Origin of the sequence: Cryobacterium sp. MP_M3, from assembly GCF_015752155.1 — a bacterium.
Classification (GTDB): Bacteria; Actinomycetota; Actinomycetes; order Actinomycetales; family Microbacteriaceae; genus Cryobacterium.
Genome location: NZ_JADOVI010000001.1, coordinates 224,029 through 240,020, shown reverse-complemented (window position 1 = coordinate 240,020; position 15,992 = coordinate 224,029). Strand labels below are relative to the sequence as shown.

Below are 15,992 nucleotides of genomic sequence, written 5' to 3'. Positions count from 1 at the left end.
GACTGTCTAGGCGCTCAGGTAGGTGAGCAGGTCGTGGCGGGTGATGACGCCGAGGGGTTTGCCGCCGTCGGTGACGAGCAGTGCATCGTGGCCGGCGAAGGCGGCGCGGGCCGCGGCGACCGGCTCGTTCACGCCGATCATCGGCAGGGAATCGCTGACGAAGGCGCTGACCTGGTCGCCCAGTTTCGCCTCCCCGGAGAAGACGAGTTCCATCAGGTGGCGTTCGTCGAGGGAGCCGACGACCTCGCCCATGACGACCGGCGGTTTCGCCGTCAGCACGAGCACCTGGGAGACGCTCGACGACGTCATCCGCTCGATCGCGTCACGCACGGTGGCGCTCGGGTGCACGTAGACGAACGCCGGGAGCGTGCCGGTCTTCGATTCGAGCAGGTTGCCGACGGTGTGCCCGGCGGGCGCGTTGGTGAAACCGTAGCTGCGCATCCAGCCGTCGTTGAAGATCTTGCCCAGGTAGCCGCGGCCGCCGTCGGGCAGCAGCACGACGATGGTGTCGGCGGCGGTGAGCTTCTCGGCGGCGCGGAGGGCGGCGACCACGGCCATCCCGCTCGAGCCGCCGACCAGGATTCCCTCCTCAAGGGCGAGGCGGCGGGTCATCGCGAAGGAGTCGGCGTCGGACACGGCGATCACCTCGTGCACGACGGCCGGGTCGTAGGCGGCCGGCCAGAAGTCCTCACCGACGCCCTCGACCAGGTAGGGGCGGCCGGTGCCGCCGGAGTAGACCGATCCTTCCGGGTCGGCGCCGATGATGCGCACGGTGTCGCCGGACACCTCGCGCAGGTAGCGCCCGGTGCCGGTGATGGTGCCGCCGGTGCCCACGCCCGCGACGAAGTGGGTGATCGTGCCGTCGGTGTCGCGCCAGATCTCGGGGCCGGTGGTCTCGTAGTGGCTGAGCGGCCCGTTCGGGTTGGCGTACTGGTTCGGCTTGAACGCCCCCGGGATCTCCCGGGCCAGCCGGTCGGAGACGCTGTAGTAGGAGTCGGGGTGGTCGGGGGCGACGGATGTCGGGGTCACCACGATCTCCGCGCCGTAGGCCGTGAGCACGTTGCGCTTGTCCTCGCCGACCTTGTCCGGCAGCACGAACACGCACCGGTAGCCGCGCTGCTGGGCGACCAGGGCGAGGCCGACGCCGGTGTTGCCGGAGGTGGGTTCGACGATGGTGCCGCCGGGCAGGAGCAGGCCGTCGCGTTCGGCGGCGTCGATGATCCGGGTCGCGATGCGGTCCTTGGACGAGCCGCCCGGGTTGAGGTATTCGAGCTTGACCAGCACGGTGGCGGTCACGCCCTCCGTGACCTTGTGGAGCTTGACCAGCGGGGTGTCGCCGATCAGGTCGAGAATGGTGTCGGCAATTTTCATGGAGTGTCCTTCGTCATGGTGTCGCGCCGTAGTTCACTCGCCGCGCGGCCGGAGGCTGCACGCGCCGAGGGAAACGCGAGGTCGTGGGGAAGTGCGGAGGCTTGGCTAGCGACAGCCACACCGCGGACACGACATCAGAACGAGCACGTTTCCCACTCTAGCGAAGCGCGCTCGGAGTCACCAGACTGCGGCCCGCGCACCAGACTCAGCCGGGCTGCGTAGAATCGCGACCATGCTGAAAGACGCCCGTGCCTGCTGACGACACGACGGATGCCCCGCGCTCACCCCGCGAGATTAAGCGCCTGGTCTGGAACCGCCGGTTCGGCCTCGCCCTGGGCGTGCTCGCCGCCGTCGCCGTGAGCGCGCTGCTCATCTCCTCGGTGCTCGCGCCCGCGAGCGCGCCGGGCGAGTCCGCCGGCACCCCCGGGTCCGGCGCGACGGGAGCCGCCGCAACCGGGGCCGCCACCGGGACGCCGGGCGCGACGCCGGCCGCAACCCCCGGCGCGGCACCGATCGCCGGGCTGGAGACGTTCGCCAACGAACCGAGCCACGTCACGACATCCGTCGCCTACCCGCAGACCCCGCCGGCCGGCGGGCCGCACAGTCCCGTCTGGCTGGACTGCGGGGTCTACGACCGGCCCGTGCCGAACGAGAACGCCGTGCACTCGCTCGAGCACGGCACGGTCTGGGCGACCTACGACCCGGCGCTCGCCCCGGCCGAGGTTGCGGCGTTGCGGGCAGCCCTGCCCGGCGACCACGTGCTCGTCTCGCCCTACCCCGGACTGGGCTCACCGATCGTGCTGACCGCCTGGAACGTGCAGCTCCGGCTGGACTCGGCCGCCGATCCGCGCATCCCGGCGTTCGCCGCCTACTACCGGAACGGGCCGACCGCGCCCGAGCCGGGCGAGTCCTGCTCGGGCGCCCTCGACGCCCCCGGCAAGGTGGGCTAGCCGCCTGCTCCGTTCACGCTCGTGGCGCACCTTCCGGCTGCGGGCGCACGATTGAACATGCGCGCGCTCACCGAAGGTGCGCCACGAGAGCCGAGGCCCGGACTGCGGGCGCCGGATGCCGCGGCTACTCCGCGGGGAGCAGCCGGGACGGCGACGGTGCGGTCACCTGCTCGGCGTAGAGCCGCGCGTAGACGCCGTTCGCGGCGAGCAGCCCGGCGTGGGTGCCGCTCTCGACCACCCGGCCGCCGTCCACGACGAAGATCACGTCGGCGGAGACGATCGTGGACAATCGGTGCGCGATGGCGATGGTCGTGCGGCCCCGGGACGCAGTGTCCAGCGCGGTCTGCACGATCCGCTCGGAGATGGAATCGAGGGCGCTCGTCGCCTCGTCGAGGATGAGCACCTCGGGGTCCTTCAGCAGCACCCGGGCGATCGCGATCCGCTGCTTTTCACCCCCGGAGAGCCGGTACCCGCGCTCCCCCACCACAGTGGCGTAGCCCTCGGGGAATGAGGCGATGGTGTCGTGGATGCTCGCCGAGCGCGCGGCGGCCTCGAGTTCGGCGTCGGTGGCATCCGGTTTCGCGTAGCGCAGGTTCTCGGCGATCGTGGCGTGGAAGAGGTAGGTCTCCTGGCTGACGATGCCGATGTGCGAGACGAGGGACTCCTGCCGCAGCTCGCGCACGTCCACGCCGGAGAACAGCACCCGCCCGGCGGAGGCTTCGTAGAAGCGCGGGATCAGGTAGGACACCGTGGTCTTGCCTGCCCCGGACGGGCCGACGAACGCCGCGAACTCGCCGGGTTCGATCCGGAACGAGACGGCGTCGAGGGTCGGCCGGGAGTCGGCCGCGGCATCCGGGTAGGCGAAGGTGACGTCATCGAACTCGACCCGGCCGGTGGCCTCGCCGGCGGCCGGAACGTCCCCGGCGGTCGGCGCGTCGCTGATCGCGGGGGTGAGGTCGAGGTACTGGAAGATGCGGGCGAACAGGGCGCTGGAGGTCTGCAGGTCGAGCGCCACCCGCATCAGCCCCAGCAGCGGGAACAGCAGGCGGGACTGCACCGTGGTGAACGCCACGATCGTGCCGGGGGTGACATCCGTGGTGCCGTTGGCCATCAGCAGCCCGGCGACCAGGTACACGATCGCGGGAATGCTGGAGAGGAAGATGCTGACCATGGCGAAGAACCACTGGCCGCTCATCTGCTGGCTGACCTGCAGCCGCACCTGGTTGTCGTTCTCGTCGGAGTAGCGGCGGATCTCGGCCTGCTGCCTGGTGAAACTCTTCGAGAGCAGGATGCCCGACACGCTCAGGGTCTCCTGGGTGATGGCGGTCATGTCGGAGAGCGACTCCTGGGTCTTCGACGCGATCCGGGCGCGCACCTGGCCGACGCGGCGTTGCGCGATGACGAGAACGGGCATCAGGATCACCGCCACGATGGCGAGCTGCCAGTTCAGCAGCAGCATGGCGACGAGGGCCGCGATCACCGTGACCATGTTGCCGAGCAGGCTGGAGATGGTGTTGGTGAGCACGCTCGCCACCCCGCCGACGTCGTTCTGCAGCCGGGACTGGATCACGCCCGTCTTCGTCTTGGTGAAGAAGCTGAGTTCCATCGCCTGCAGGTGGGTGAACAGGCGCACCCGCAGCGCGCCCATCACCGAGTTGCCCACGGTCGCGGTCAGCCAGGTCTGCCACACGCCGAGGAGCTGGGATCCCAGGTAGATGCCGATCATCAGGCCGACCAGGGTGGCCAGGCGCGGCAGGTTCGGGTTGCCGCCCGGCGGGAAGAGGCCCTCGTCGAAGGCGCGCTGCACGAGCAGCGGCGGCACCACCGACAGGGCGGCGCTGATGAAGACGAGCACGACGGTGATCGTCAGGTCCCGGCGGTGCGGTGCGAAGAGGGAGCCGATGCGGCGCAGGAGGTTCGGGATGCGCGGGGCAGCCGCATTCTCCGCCCGCTGGGCCTCGGCATCCCCGCCGCTGACGCGGCCTCGGGGACGCCCGTACTGACCGGCCTGGCGCGGACTGTTGCCGCCGTGCATTCCACTCATAGATTCACTCTAAGCTCCCTAGGCACCTTAACGATCCCGGGGTCGCCCCACCCTCTCCCGCCCCGCGCCCGGGGTCGCCCCACCCTCTCCCGCCCCGCGCCCGGCCCCACTCCCATCCGTTCCCCGCCCTGCGCCCGTCCGCTCCCCGCCCTGCGCCCGTCCCGAATTCAGGAGTACAGGGCGCGGGAGTGCGGAAGTCCGGCGATCTCCGCCGGATTCGGGGCTCTGCACCTGAATTCGGGACAGGAGTGTGGTCCTCCACAGGTCGCCAGGGGCGGGGTTCTCCACAGAGTGCACGCCCAGCCGGGAGGCTCCTACCCGGCAGGCCAGGCTCGCCGCATGACACATCTGACGGATGCCCTCACCACGCTTCACGGAGTCGCGCAGCGGCGCGAACTCATCGCCCTCGGTGCGACCGGGCGGCAGTTGAGCATCGCGGTCAATCAGGGCCAGGCGTTCCGCCCGCGGAAGGGCTGGTACGCCCTCCCCGGAACGCCAGCCGACCTGATCAGGGCGGTGCGCATCGGCGGCCGACTCGCCTGCGTCTCGGCCGCGCGCCACTACGGCTGGGCCGTGCGGGAACGACCGGGACTCCACGTCTGTCTCGCCCCGAACGCGGCTCGGCTCCGCACGCCCCTGGACCCGCGGGAACGGATGTCCGCCCCCGCACCCCAGGGGATCACCCTGCACTGGGCCGACCGGGTGCCCGCAGAGCCGTTCACGCGCCTGGTCACCTCGCCGCGGGAAACGGTTCTGCAGCTCGCGCTCTGCCAGAGCGCCGAGCTCGCGGTCGCGGCCTTCGACTCGTTCCTCCATCTGGATCCGACCGGCAGCGCAGAGCTGGACCGGTGGCTGCTGGACCTGCCGCAGACCACTCTCGCCGAGCTCGAGGACTGCACCGCCCTGTGCCACAGCTTTCTCGAGAGCATCGGCCGGGTTCGGCTGGCGCGCGCGGGCATCCGTGGCCGGCACCAGGTCAAGATCGCCGGCGTCGGCCGCGTCGACCTGCTGCTGCAGGGCTGGCTCGTGATCGAGTGGGACGGGCTCGAACACCACGACAACGTGGCTGCCCACGACGAGGATTGCCGGCGCGACGCTGAGCTCGCCATTCGCGGTTTTCGCACCCTGCGCTTCAGCTATGCACTGGTGATGCGCAGCTGGCCCCTCGTGCTTGCGGCGATTCGTGCGGCTCTGGCCGGCCACCGCCCCTGACCCCGCCTGCACCCTCCGGCCGCACTCAGCCCTCACTCCGCCCTGATCCCGCAAGCCCGCCCTCATCCCGCCCGCCCGCCCCGTTCCGAATTCAGGAGCACCGGCCGTTTTCGGGCCGAATCCGAGTGGAAACGGCGGAAAACGGGGCTGGACGCCTGAATTCGGAACGGGGCGGGCTGGGGCGGGGCGGATGCCGGGCTACCCCTTGGTCGAGCCGGCCAGCAGGCCGCGCACGAAGTAGCGCTGCAGGCTGAAGAACACGATCAGCGGCACCAGGATCGAGATGAAGGCGCCGGCCGTGAGCAGGTGCCAGTCCTGGCCACGGCTTCCGGTGATCTCGGCCAGAAGCTTCGTCATCGGGGCGACGGCTCCGTCGGCGAAGATCAGCGCCACCAGCAGGTCGTTCCAGACCCAGAGGAACTGGAAGATGGCGAAGGATGCGATGGCGGGCATGGTCAGCGGCAGCACGATCCGGAAGAAGACCTGGCCGTGGCCGGCGCCGTCGACACGCGCCGCCTCGATCACGTCAGCCGGGATCTCCGAGACGAAGTTGTGCAGCAGGTAGATCGCCAGCGGCAGGGCGAACATGGTGTGCGCGATCCAGACCTGCGAGTACCCACCCGCGTCGCTGATCGCCGTGACCACCGGGAAGCCGAAGATCTCCCCCTTGGAGAAGAACCGGAGCAGGGGCACGAGGGCCATCTGCAGCGGCACGATCTGCAGCGCGAACACCGCGATGAACAGCACGTTCTTGCCCCGGAAGTCGATCCAGGCGAACGCGTAGGCGGCGAGGCTGGCGACGATGAGGGGCAACAACGTCGCCGGAAGGGTGATCGCGATCGAGTTGATGAACGCCCCGGCGAGGTTCAACTGGCTGTTTCCGGCCTGGAGCACGTCGGAGTAGTTGTCGAACGTGACACCCCAGTTGGAGAAGATCGTCCACCATCCGGTGGTCCGCACCTGCTGGGCAGGCCGGAACGACGAGACGAAGAGACCGAAGGTCGGAATCGTCCAGACCACGGCGATCACGAGGGCCGCGATCGTGGCGCCCCTGCTGGTCAGGCGCTTCTTGGTGCGGCGGGCCGCGGCGAATTCCGTCTTGCGGGCGCCGTTGCGCAGCTGCTTCTCGGTGGACTTGTCGACGGGGAGCTCAACTGGAAGGATCGCGCTCATCGGATTCCCCTCTGCTTCTGGATCTGGCGGGCGTTGTAGACGACGATAGGCAGCACGAGCAGGAACAGCACGACGGCGAAGGCCGCCGAGCGGCCCAACTCGAAGTTCTTGAACTGCGTGTACATCTCGTTCGCGATGACGCTCGTGTCGTTGGCGCCGGCGGTCATGGTCCGGACGATGTCGAAGACCTTGAGCGAGGCGATGGAGATCGTCGTCAGGACGACGATGAGGGAACTGCGGATGCCGGGGACCGTGACGTTGATGAACTTCTGCCAGGCGTTGGTGCCGTCGAGTTCCGCGGCCTCCAGCTGCTCGGCGGGGACGCCCTTGATGGCCGCTGAGAGCACGACCATGGCGAATCCGGTCTGCACCCAGATCAACACGATGATCAGGAAGAGCGTGTTCCACGGCTCGTTGGCGATGAAGTCGACCGGCTGGCCGCCGAACCAGACGACGATCTGGTTGAGCAGGCCGATCTGGTTCTGGTCCGCCGGGCGGGCCGTGTAGACGAAGCGCCAGATGATCGACGCTCCCACGAAGGAGATGGCCATGGGCATGAACACCATGATCTTGAAGTACTTCTCACCACGGCTCTTGTCGATGAACACCGCGTAGGCGAGTCCGGCGATGGTGGACACGAGCGGGGCGATCAAGACCCAGACGATCGTGTTGAGCACCGTGCGGATCGCCTCCGGCTGGGTGAACACCCAGATGAAGTTGTCGAGGCCGATGAAGGCTGTTCCCCGCGAGTTCATGAACGCCTGCACTGTGGTCTGGACGGTCGGGATGACCAGTCCGACCACGAGCAGCAGGATGGCCGGCGAGAGGAATCCGAAGAGCTGGAAGAGGTAGCCGGCTCCGGCGCGGGAACGGTAGTCGACGATGAAGAACACCCCGCCGAGTACCGCGGCGGCCGCCGACGCCCACCAGTACGACCCGGCGGCGAGGAGGATGAGCAGCGGAGCCGCCACGCACACCACGAGCCGGATGACGGTGTAGATGGTGCCGGATCGCGGGGCGATCTCGACGAAGAACAGGATAGCCCCGACCAGGGCCGCGAAGGCCAGGACGATGATGGGGATTTGTGCGAGGGCCGGCAATTGCCCCAGCCAGGCAAAGAACGCTGACATCTGAAACCTCTCGAGTACGACTGTGGACTCACGGTGATCGCTGGTTGGGCGGGAAAATTTACCGCCACGCTACACCCACAGCGGAGTGGGCCGCCCGGTTTTGAGGACGAGCGGCCCACCACTGCTGGGTGCTGCTACTACACGTGCTGTGTTGCTGGGGGTCTGAGCCCCGGTCGTGCTACTTGGACGGCCAGCCGCCTTCGATGCTGGTCAGCACCTCGTCGGTCGGAGTGCCGTTGATCCAGTTGACCATTCCCTTCCAGAACGTTCCGGCTCCCACCGAACCCGGCATGAGGTCGGAGGCGTCGAAGCGGAAGGTGGTCTTCGGGTCCTGCAGGATCTTGATGGCTTCCTGGAGGATCGGGCTCTTCGCGTTGGCCGGGTCGAGACCCTTGTTGGCGCTGATCACTCCACCGAGGCTGACGCGGCTGTTGGCCCAGTCGGCGCTGGAGAGGTAGGCCTGGACCTTCTGGGTGTCGGCGTCGTCGGAGAATGCGCCGACGATCTCGCCACCACCGGTGACGGCCTGTCCGCCGGCCTTGGCGGCCGGGGTGATGAAGGCCCACACGTCGCCGTCAGGACCGACCTTGCCGCCGGCATCCGTGATGAAGCCGTCGAAGAAGGATGCCTGGTGGGTCAGGGCGCAGGTGCCGTTGGCGATCGGAGTGGCGACGTCGCCGAAGGCGGTCGTGTTGATCGAGCGTACGTCGCCGAAGGTGGCGTTGACGTAGGCCGGGTTCAGCAGGATCTCGCCGAGGGAGTCGAACGCGGTCTTGATCGCGGGATCGGTGAACGGGATCTCGTTCTTGACCCACTTGTCGTAGGTCTCCGGTCCGGCTTCGCGGAGGACGAGGTCTTCGACCCAGTCGGTGCCCGGCCAGCCGGTGGCGTCGCCGGAGCCGAAGCCGGCGCACCACGGTGCGGTGCCGGACTTCTCCTGGATGGTCTTGGTCACGGCGAGGAGCTCGTCCCAGGTCTTGGGAACCTCGACGCCCCACTCCTTGAACTTTTTCGGCGAGTACCAGACGAAGCCCTTGACGCTGGCCATCAGCGGGGCGCCGTAGAAGGTGTCTCCCACGGTGCCGTACGCCTTCCAGTCCTTGGACCAGTTCTTGTCGACGTTGTCCTCGACGGCCTTCGGAGCAGGCTTGAGGAAGTCGCGGCTGGCGAGGTCGGCCATCAGGCCCGGCTGCGGGAAGATCGCGAGGTCAGGAGCGTTGCCACCCTGCGCGCGGATCGCGATCTGCGCTTCGAACTCCTTCGACGATTCGTACTGAATGTCGATGTTGTTCTTCTTTTCCCAGTCAGCCCAGGATTTCTCGAGCAGCTTGGCCTCGGTGTCGGCGATCGTGCCGTAAACGGTGACGACGCCATCGCCCTTGGCTCCGGCGTCGGATGTGGTGCTTCCGGGTCCCCCGGAACAGCCGGCCAGGGTCAATCCGGCGATCGCCGCGAAGGCGATGGATGCTGTGAAACGGCGGTGCGAGAGCCGCATTAGTCCTCCTCATTGAGATGTAGCGGTGTTCGATTGGGCATTTCCCAGGGACACCGAAGTGCTGCAGGTGCTGGAATCGACCGAATAGGGAACCGGTTCCACACCATAAGTTACGGCACGACCCCCTGATCCGCAAGACCGATGTGGTCACAAATTGAAAAAGATCGGCTGAGAGCGCTCTCGACGGCGGCGTGCCAGGTTGAGGCTGCGCAGAGCAGAAGAAATTCATGGAACCGGTTCCAGTCGGGGAGAATTGCCGCTAGTCTGTCGTCAGCACAACCAACGACGGAGGCCGGAATGAGCGCGATCGCGGATGTCGCCCGCCTCGCCGGCGTGGCGAAGGCCACGGCCTCCCGCGCGCTCAGCGGCCGGGGCTACGTGTCGGAGGAGACCCGGCTCAAGGTGGTCGCAGCGGCCAGGGAGATCGGCTACGTCGCCTCCCCCAACGCCGCCAGCCTGGTCACCGGCCGAACCAAGAGCATCGGCGTCATCATCCCGTTCATCAGCCGCTGGTTCTTCTCCGAGGTGCTCGAGAGCATGGAGGAAGCCCTCCTCGCCGAGGGGTACGACATGACCCTCTACAACCTGCCGGCCGCCTCGCCCGAGCGGGACAGCGTGTTCGAGTATTTCCTCGCCCGCAAACGATTCGATGGCGTGATCTCGGTCGGGGTCGCCCTCAGCGAAGGCGAGGTCGACCACCTGCACCGCCTCGGCCGACCGCTGGTGGGCATCGGCGGGCCCATCCGGGGCGTGCCGACGATCGCGATCGACGACGTCGCCGCCGCCCGGCTCGCCACCGAGCACCTGCTCAGCCTCGGCCACCGCGACATCCTGCACATCGGCGGCAATCAGGCCGATGAGATCGACTTCAAGGTGCACAGCCAGCGCCTGACCGGGTTCTACGCGGCCATGCACGAGGCCGGCTGCCGCACCGAGGGCGCCTTCTTCCCCTGCGAGTTCACGATGCCGGGCGGCTACCAGGTAGGGCTCTCCGTCTTCGGCGACCCGCGCACCCGGCCGACGGCGATCTTCGCCGCCAGCGATGAGATCGCGATCGGCCTCATCGTCGCGGCCCGGGAACTGGGCATCCAGGTGCCGGCGGACCTGTCCGTGATCGGCATCGACGGGCATCCGTACGCCGACATGTTCCGCCTGACCACGCTGGAGCAGCACCCCCGGCGGCAGGGCCGCCTGGCGGTGGCCACTCTCCTGGCCGAGCTCGAGTCTCCCGCGCTCCGCGAGGAGTCCGACCACCTGACCGTGCTGCCGACCAACCTCGTGTTCCGCTCGAGTACGAGCGGACCCCGGAGCCCGCTGGGCGGCTGAGCCTCAGCTGTCGCCGGCCCCGATCGCCTCGGCCTCCTCGAGCGGGTCGACCTGCCCGAGCGGGTCGACCTGCCCGTTGGCCCGGCCCAGGTGCCGGTGCCCGGCCACGAGGATCGCCACGGCGACGAGCACGGATGCCGCGGCGGCCACGAACGGGCTGGCCGGCCCGACCGATGCCGCCAGCAGCGTCGCGGCGGGCGGGGCGATCGCGCCGCCGAGGAAGCGCACCCCGGAGTACGCCGAGCTCGCCACGGATCGCGGCAGGTCGGTCGCCTCCATGACGCATTCGGTGAGGACGGTGTTCAGCACGCCGAGCAGCAGCCCGCCGACGACGACGCAGGCGACCAGTCCGACGGCGGACCCGATCGACACGGCCGCGGCCAGAAGGTCGAGCGCGAGCAGCGGAAGGACGATCCAGAGCACCTGGGTGCGCGGCATCCGGCGGGTCAGCAGCGGTGCGACCCAGACCGAGGTGACCGCGAGCGAGAGCCCCCAGCCGAAGAAGACGAGACCGAGGGTCACGGCACTGCCCAGGCCGAGCGGGACGAGCGCGAACGGGGTGTAGGCGAGCAGCACGAAGAAGCCGATGTTGTAGAAGAACGCGGCGGCGGCCAGCACCCCGAGCCCGGGGCGGGCGAGCGCGCGGAACGGGGCCGAGACACGGATCGGCGCAGGTCTGGCCGGCTCGCTTTTCAGCATCACGACGATCGCGATGAATCCGACCGCCATCAGCGTCGCACTGCCGAAGAACGGGCCACGCCAGCTCAGGCTGCCGAGCAGCCCGCCGATCAGCGGCCCGATCGCGATGCCGAGACCGAGCGCCGCCTCGTAGAGGATGATCGCCGACGAGGTTCCGCCGGAGGCCGCGCCGACGATGGTGGCCAGGGCGGTCGAGATGAAGAGCGCGTTGCCGAGGCCCCAACCGGCCCGGAAGCCGATGATCGACTCCACATTCTGCGACAGGCCGGCCGCGAGGGCGAAGGCGATGATCAGGGCGAGGCCGATCAGCAGGGTGCGCTTGGCACCGATCCGGCTGGACAGCCAGCTCGTGAAGAACATGGCGATGCCCGTGATCACGAGGTAGCTGGTGAAGAGCATCTCGGTCTCGGTGGGCGTCGCCACGAGGTCCCGGGCGATGGCCGGCAGGATGGGGTCGACCAGGCCGATCCCCATGAACGCGATCACGCAGGCGAAGGCGACCGCCCAGACCGCGGTCGGCTGGTGCAGGATGCTGCGGGCCGGTTCCGGTGCCCCGGCGTTCGCCGTCGTGCCGGTCGCCTGTGCCGTCGGGTCCGCATTCGCGCGGCTCATGCGCTCGCTCCAGCCGCGGCGCTTGCCCCGGGGGAGGTGCTCGAACTGTGCACGGCGCTTGTCCCGGGCAGGGCGCCGACGGATGTCGTGTGGACGGCCGGGCGGACGGCGGGCGTCTCGCTGCCGTCCAGGCGTGCCCGCAGGATCCCGATCGCCTCTTCGAGGGTCTCGACCTCGGCATCGGTCAGCCCGGAGAACATCGGCAACAGCGCCTCGGCGAGCTCACTGCGCCAGGCGTCGAGCGCGGCCACCCCGGACGGGGTGATCACGGTGCTCGCGACGCGTGCGTCGAGCGGGTCGGCGAGGCGCTCCGCCCAGCCTCGCTCGGCGAGATGGGTGACGAGCTTGGTCGCGGTCGGCTGCGAGACGCGGCTGCGGGCGGCGAGTTCGCCGAGCCGGATCGGGCCGAGCTGGCGCAGCACGCTGAGGGTGCGCCAGGTCGCGGCCGACTCCGTCCCGTGCGCGGCGTGCGCCGCCACCCGGGTGAGGCGATTGTTCACGGTGATGAGGTCACCCAGGAGGGCGGAAAGATCGGAAGACATTCCCCCACTATACATAGTCTGACTATGTATGTCCATAGCCCAGCTATGGACATCCGTCACCCGCGTCGTCGCCCTGTTCCGAATTCAGGTGTGAAACCCGATTCCGGCCCGCTTCAGCCCGAAAACCCCGGAAAACGGATACCGGCTCCTGAATTCGGCACACCCCCTGAGCAGACAGGGCCGGGCGGGACACCGGGCGGCCGGGAGTCGGGGGGCGAGGAGCCGGGGGCAGGGAGCCGGGGGCAGGGAGCCGGGGGGCGGGCGGGGGCGGGCGGGGGCGGGCGGGGGCGGTTAACGGCCGACGGGCGTCGCACCCAATGGATGCGACGCCCGTCGGCGTGCTGGACGGCTGACGCCGCCCGACCTCACTGGACCCCTGGGGGCCCGGTTAGTTACTTGAGGACTGCGGTGGCGCCGGCAGCTTCGAGAGCAGCCTTGCCCTTTTCAGCGGCCTCCTTGGAGACGCCTTCGAGGACGGCCTTCGGCGCGCCATCGACGACGGCCTTGGCCTCGCCGAGGCCCAGGCTGGTGAGCTCGCGCACAACCTTGATGACCTGGATCTTCTTGTCGCCGACGGCTTCGAGAACGACGTCGAACGCGCTCTGCTCTTCGACCTCTTCAGCAGCAGCGGCAGGTCCGGCGGCACCGGCAACGGCGACCGGAGCAGCAGCGGTGACCTCGAAGGTCTCCTCGAACGCCTTGACGAACTCGCTGAGTTCGATCAGGGTCAGGCCCTTGAACTGTTCGAGCAATTCTTCGGTGGAAAGCTTTGCCATGATTTTTCTCCCTATAGTTTCTTAGTTACTCACCGCGATGCCAGGCAAATGCCTAGTTCGCGGACTCCTGCTTCTCACGCAGCGCTTCGATGGTGCGAACAGCCTTCGACAGCGGTGCGTTGAACAGATATGCGGCTCCGAACAGCGAGGCCTTGAAGGCGCCGGCCAGCTTGGCCAGCAGCACCTCACGGGACTCGAGGTCGGCGAGCTTGCCTACCTCTGCAGCGGTGAGCGGGTTACCGTCGAAGTAACCACCCTTCACCACCAGGAGAGGGTTTGCCTTGGTAAAGGCACGCAGGGTCTTCGCGACGGCGACGGGGTCTCCGTGCACGAAGGCGATTGCGGACGGACCGACAAGCTCGTCGTCAAACGACGTGATGCCGGCGTTGTTGGCCGCAATCTTGGTCAGCGTGTTCTTTACCACGGCGTACGTGGCGTCCGCACTGATGGATACGCGCAGCGTCTTGAGCTGCGCAACAGTGAGACCGCGGTACTCGGTGAGCAGAACGGCGGTCGAGCTCTGGAATTTCTCCGTCAGCTCGGCGACCGTTGCTTCCTTGTTCGCCATGGCGCTCCTCTTGGTTTTCATGTGCCGGTAGCCCGGGGCGCAGACATGAAAAAAGCCCCAGCGCAAGCGCCGGAGCTGGGAGGCAATCCACGAGGGAGTGCATTCATACTTCGATTCCTGCGCGGGCCGTTCACGTGAATGAACCTTCGATCAACGCTTCCTGTGCAGGGGCGATGACAACCGGCGGTCTTTGGCTATTGATCACTCTAGGCGCCCCGGGCCCCGCCCGCAAATCGACGGCACGGCGTCCGTGCCCGATATTTAGTTGACCTGAGTCCACTAACGCCATATAGTTGACGTCTGTCAATTATCTCCGGGAGTCCCATGCCACGCGCTTCGCGCACCACCACCTCGTCCGCCAGGCCCACCGCGCCCGCCGCACGCACCGTTTCCGCCGACGGTTCCATGTCCAGGCGCCAGGTGCTCGAGGCCCTGTCCGGCCTTCTGCTGGGCATGTTCGTCTCGATCCTGGCCGGAACGGTGGTCAGCACCTCGCTCCCGATCATCATCTCCGACCTGCACGGTGACCAGTCCGCCTACACCTGGGTGATCACGGCCACCCTGCTCGCCACGACCGTCAGCACCCCGATCTGGGGCAAGTTCGCCGACCTGTTCAACCGCAAGCTGCTCATCCAGCTGGCCCTGGCCGTGTTCGTGCTCGGCTCGGCGCTGGCCGGGCTCTCCCAGGACACCGGCACCCTGATCGGCTTCCGGGTGCTGCAGGGCCTCGGCGCCGGCGGTCTCGCCGCGCTCAGCCAGATCATCATGGCCGACATCATCAGCCCGCGCGACCGCGGCAAGTACGCCGGCCTGTTCGGCGCCGTCATGGCCGTCGGCACCGTCGGCGGCCCGCTGCTCGGCGGCGTGGTGACGGATGCGTTCGGCTGGCGCTGGAACTTCTTCATCGCCCTTCCCGTGGCGATCGCGGCCATCGTGCTGCTGCAGCGCACCCTGCACCTGCCCGAGCGGATCCGTCGCGCGGTGCGGATCGACTACCTCGGCGCCGTGCTGATCACCGGGGGCGTATCGCTGCTGCTGGTCTGGGTGACCCTGGCCGGGAGCCAGTTCGAGTGGGCATCCGTGTCGTCGTTCCTCATGGTCGGCGGCGCCGCACTGCTCCTTTCGCTGGCCGTCGTGGTCGAGTCCCGGGTGACGGAGCCGATCATCCCCCTCGGCCTGTTCCGCGACCGCACCTTCACCCTGGCCACGATCGCCAGCGTCTCGGTGGGCGTCGCCATGTTCGGTACCTCGGTCTTCCTCAGCCAGTACATGCAGCTCGCCCGGGGCGCGACGCCGACCCAGTCCGGCCTGCTCACCATCCCGATGATGGGCGGCTTCCTGGTCTCCTCGACCACGTTCGGCACCCTGATCAGCCGCACCGGCAAGTGGAAATCGATCATGGTCTCCGGCAGCGTGCTCGTGATCGTCGGGCTGCTCCTGCTCGGCTCCCTGACCAGCAGGACGAGCCTGCTCTTCGTCGGGGTCTTCATGTTCGTTCTCGGATCCGGGCTCGGCATGCTGATGCAGAACCTCGTGCTGGTCGTGCAGAACGGGGTCGAGGTCGCGAACCTCGGCGTGGCCACCAGCGCGGTCACCTTCTTCCGCAGCCTGGGCGGCACGATCGGGGTCTCCGTTCTCGGCTCCGTGCTCGGCACGGTCGTCTCCCAGCAGATCACCGCGGGGATCGGCCAGTTGACCCCGGCCAATCAGGCGGCCGCCGCGACCACCCTCGGCTCCGGCACCATCCCGCACATCGCTGCACTGCCCGCCGCGATCCGGGTGCTGGTCGAGTCCGCCTACGGTTCGGGGGTCGGCACTGTCTTCCTGCTCGGCGCGCCGCTGGCCGTGATCACCCTCATCGCGGTCGCCCTGCTGCCCAACGCGGCGCTCGGCACCCGCACCGGGATCGCCCGGGCGCACTCCGAGACGGCAGGCGGTGCGGCCGAACGCGAGATCGCGCTGGTCGAGGACATCCTGATCGACGCGGGGGCGGCGGCCTCGGCCCTCACCCCGGTCGGCCGCAACGATCCGACGGGGGCGATCCTGGTCGGCGGCGGCGGCGAGCCTGCACCGTCCGGGCTGCGTAGTCTGTGA

13 protein-coding genes are annotated in these 15,992 nt (G+C 68.5%); 4 read left to right on the top strand and 9 right to left on the bottom strand.

Features of this window, described 5'->3' with window-relative positions; genetic code table 11:
* Window positions 1-6: 6 nt before the first annotated feature.
* Window positions 7-1,371 (bottom strand): cystathionine beta-synthase, encoded by a 1,365-nt coding sequence (locus tag IWX89_RS01080; protein WP_196901751.1) that lies wholly within the window; start codon window positions 1,369-1,371, stop codon window positions 7-9.
* 248 nt (window positions 1,372-1,619) lie between these two features.
* Between IWX89_RS01080 and IWX89_RS18900 the strand changes: the two genes are divergently transcribed.
* A complete protein-coding gene (locus tag IWX89_RS18900; protein ID WP_196901749.1) occupies window positions 1,620-2,321 on the top strand; it encodes a DUF3105 domain-containing protein in 702 nt (233 codons plus the stop codon).
* A gap of 124 nt (window positions 2,322-2,445) precedes the next feature.
* Here the strand turns inward: IWX89_RS18900 and IWX89_RS01070 are convergent, their stop codons facing one another.
* Entirely contained in the window at window positions 2,446-4,365 is a 1,920-nt protein-coding gene (locus tag IWX89_RS01070) for an ABC transporter ATP-binding protein (protein WP_231382738.1), read from the bottom strand.
* A gap of 339 nt (window positions 4,366-4,704) precedes the next feature.
* Here IWX89_RS01070 and IWX89_RS01065 point away from each other — a divergent pair, with 339 nt between their 5' ends.
* Window positions 4,705-5,577 (top strand): DUF559 domain-containing protein, encoded by an 873-nt coding sequence (locus tag IWX89_RS01065; protein ID WP_196901747.1) that lies wholly within the window; start codon window positions 4,705-4,707, stop codon window positions 5,575-5,577.
* A 198-nt stretch (window positions 5,578-5,775) separates the two neighbouring features.
* Here IWX89_RS01065 and IWX89_RS01060 read toward each other — a convergent pair whose 3' ends face one another.
* The 3 genes from IWX89_RS01060 to IWX89_RS01050 all read right to left on the bottom strand — a co-directional run bounded on the left by IWX89_RS01060 (window position 5,776) and on the right by IWX89_RS01050 (window position 9,375).
* The gene (locus IWX89_RS01060) at window positions 5,776-6,750 is read right to left on the bottom strand and encodes a carbohydrate ABC transporter permease (RefSeq protein WP_196901745.1); all 975 of its coding nucleotides are present in this window, start codon (window positions 6,748-6,750) and stop codon (window positions 5,776-5,778) included.
* A complete protein-coding gene (locus IWX89_RS01055) occupies window positions 6,747-7,880 on the bottom strand; it encodes a carbohydrate ABC transporter permease (RefSeq protein WP_196901744.1) in 1,134 nt (377 codons plus the stop codon). Before IWX89_RS01055 ends, IWX89_RS01060 begins: the two co-directional genes overlap by 4 nt.
* 178 nt (window positions 7,881-8,058) lie before the next feature.
* Entirely contained in the window at window positions 8,059-9,375 is a 1,317-nt protein-coding gene (locus tag IWX89_RS01050; protein WP_196901742.1) for an ABC transporter substrate-binding protein, read from the bottom strand.
* Between the two features lie 297 nt (window positions 9,376-9,672).
* On the opposite strand from IWX89_RS01050, the gene IWX89_RS01045 reads away from it, so the two are divergent.
* Complete coding sequence (locus IWX89_RS01045) at window positions 9,673-10,701, top strand: LacI family DNA-binding transcriptional regulator (RefSeq protein WP_196901740.1); 1,029 nt, start codon at window positions 9,673-9,675, stop codon at window positions 10,699-10,701.
* 3 nt (window positions 10,702-10,704) lie between these two features.
* Here IWX89_RS01045 and IWX89_RS01040 read toward each other — a convergent pair whose 3' ends face one another.
* From IWX89_RS01040 to rplJ, 4 genes are all read right to left on the bottom strand, one after another.
* Entirely contained in the window at window positions 10,705-12,012 is a 1,308-nt protein-coding gene (locus tag IWX89_RS01040) for an MFS transporter (RefSeq protein ID WP_196901738.1), read from the bottom strand.
* Window positions 12,009-12,554, bottom strand: coding sequence for a MarR family winged helix-turn-helix transcriptional regulator (locus tag IWX89_RS01035; protein ID WP_196901736.1), 546 nt, complete (start codon window positions 12,552-12,554; stop codon window positions 12,009-12,011). Before IWX89_RS01035 ends, IWX89_RS01040 begins: the two co-directional genes overlap by 4 nt.
* Window positions 12,555-12,946: 392 nt before the next feature.
* Window positions 12,947-13,330 carry a 50S ribosomal protein L7/L12 gene (gene rplL, locus IWX89_RS01030; RefSeq protein ID WP_134510997.1) on the bottom strand — a complete coding sequence of 128 codons (384 nt, stop codon included), beginning with the start codon at window positions 13,328-13,330 and terminating at the stop codon, window positions 12,947-12,949.
* Between the two features lie 52 nt (window positions 13,331-13,382).
* Window positions 13,383-13,898 carry a 50S ribosomal protein L10 gene (gene rplJ, locus IWX89_RS01025; protein WP_134365673.1) on the bottom strand — a complete coding sequence of 172 codons (516 nt, stop codon included), beginning with the start codon at window positions 13,896-13,898 and terminating at the stop codon, window positions 13,383-13,385.
* A gap of 405 nt (window positions 13,899-14,303) precedes the next feature.
* On the opposite strand from rplJ, the gene IWX89_RS01020 reads away from it, so the two are divergent.
* The gene (locus tag IWX89_RS01020) at window positions 14,304-15,992 is read left to right on the top strand and encodes an MFS transporter (RefSeq protein ID WP_196902097.1); all 1,689 of its coding nucleotides are present in this window, start codon (window positions 14,304-14,306) and stop codon (window positions 15,990-15,992) included.

Coding starts and splice junctions, on each gene's coding strand:
- IWX89_RS01080 (WP_196901751.1), bottom strand. CDS start 1,371: ATGAAAATTGCCGACACCATTCTCGACCTGATCGGCGACACCCCGCTG.
- IWX89_RS01070 (WP_231382738.1), bottom strand. CDS start 4,365: ATGAGTGGAATGCACGGCGGCAACAGTCCGCGCCAGGCCGGTCAGTAC.
- IWX89_RS01065 (WP_196901747.1), top strand. CDS start 4,705: ATGACACATCTGACGGATGCCCTCACCACGCTTCACGGAGTCGCGCAG.
- IWX89_RS01060 (WP_196901745.1), bottom strand. CDS start 6,750: ATGAGCGCGATCCTTCCAGTTGAGCTCCCCGTCGACAAGTCCACCGAG.
- IWX89_RS01055 (WP_196901744.1), bottom strand. CDS start 7,880: ATGTCAGCGTTCTTTGCCTGGCTGGGGCAATTGCCGGCCCTCGCACAA.
- IWX89_RS01050 (WP_196901742.1), bottom strand. CDS start 9,375: ATGCGGCTCTCGCACCGCCGTTTCACAGCATCCATCGCCTTCGCGGCG.
- IWX89_RS01045 (WP_196901740.1), top strand. CDS start 9,673: ATGAGCGCGATCGCGGATGTCGCCCGCCTCGCCGGCGTGGCGAAGGCC.
- IWX89_RS01040 (WP_196901738.1), bottom strand. CDS start 12,012: ATGAGCCGCGCGAATGCGGACCCGACGGCACAGGCGACCGGCACGACG.
- IWX89_RS01035 (WP_196901736.1), bottom strand. CDS start 12,554: ATGTCTTCCGATCTTTCCGCCCTCCTGGGTGACCTCATCACCGTGAAC.
- rplL (WP_134510997.1), bottom strand. CDS start 13,330: ATGGCAAAGCTTTCCACCGAAGAATTGCTCGAACAGTTCAAGGGCCTG.
- rplJ (WP_134365673.1), bottom strand. CDS start 13,898: ATGGCGAACAAGGAAGCAACGGTCGCCGAGCTGACGGAGAAATTCCAG.
- IWX89_RS01020 (WP_196902097.1), top strand. CDS start 14,304: ATGTCCAGGCGCCAGGTGCTCGAGGCCCTGTCCGGCCTTCTGCTGGGC.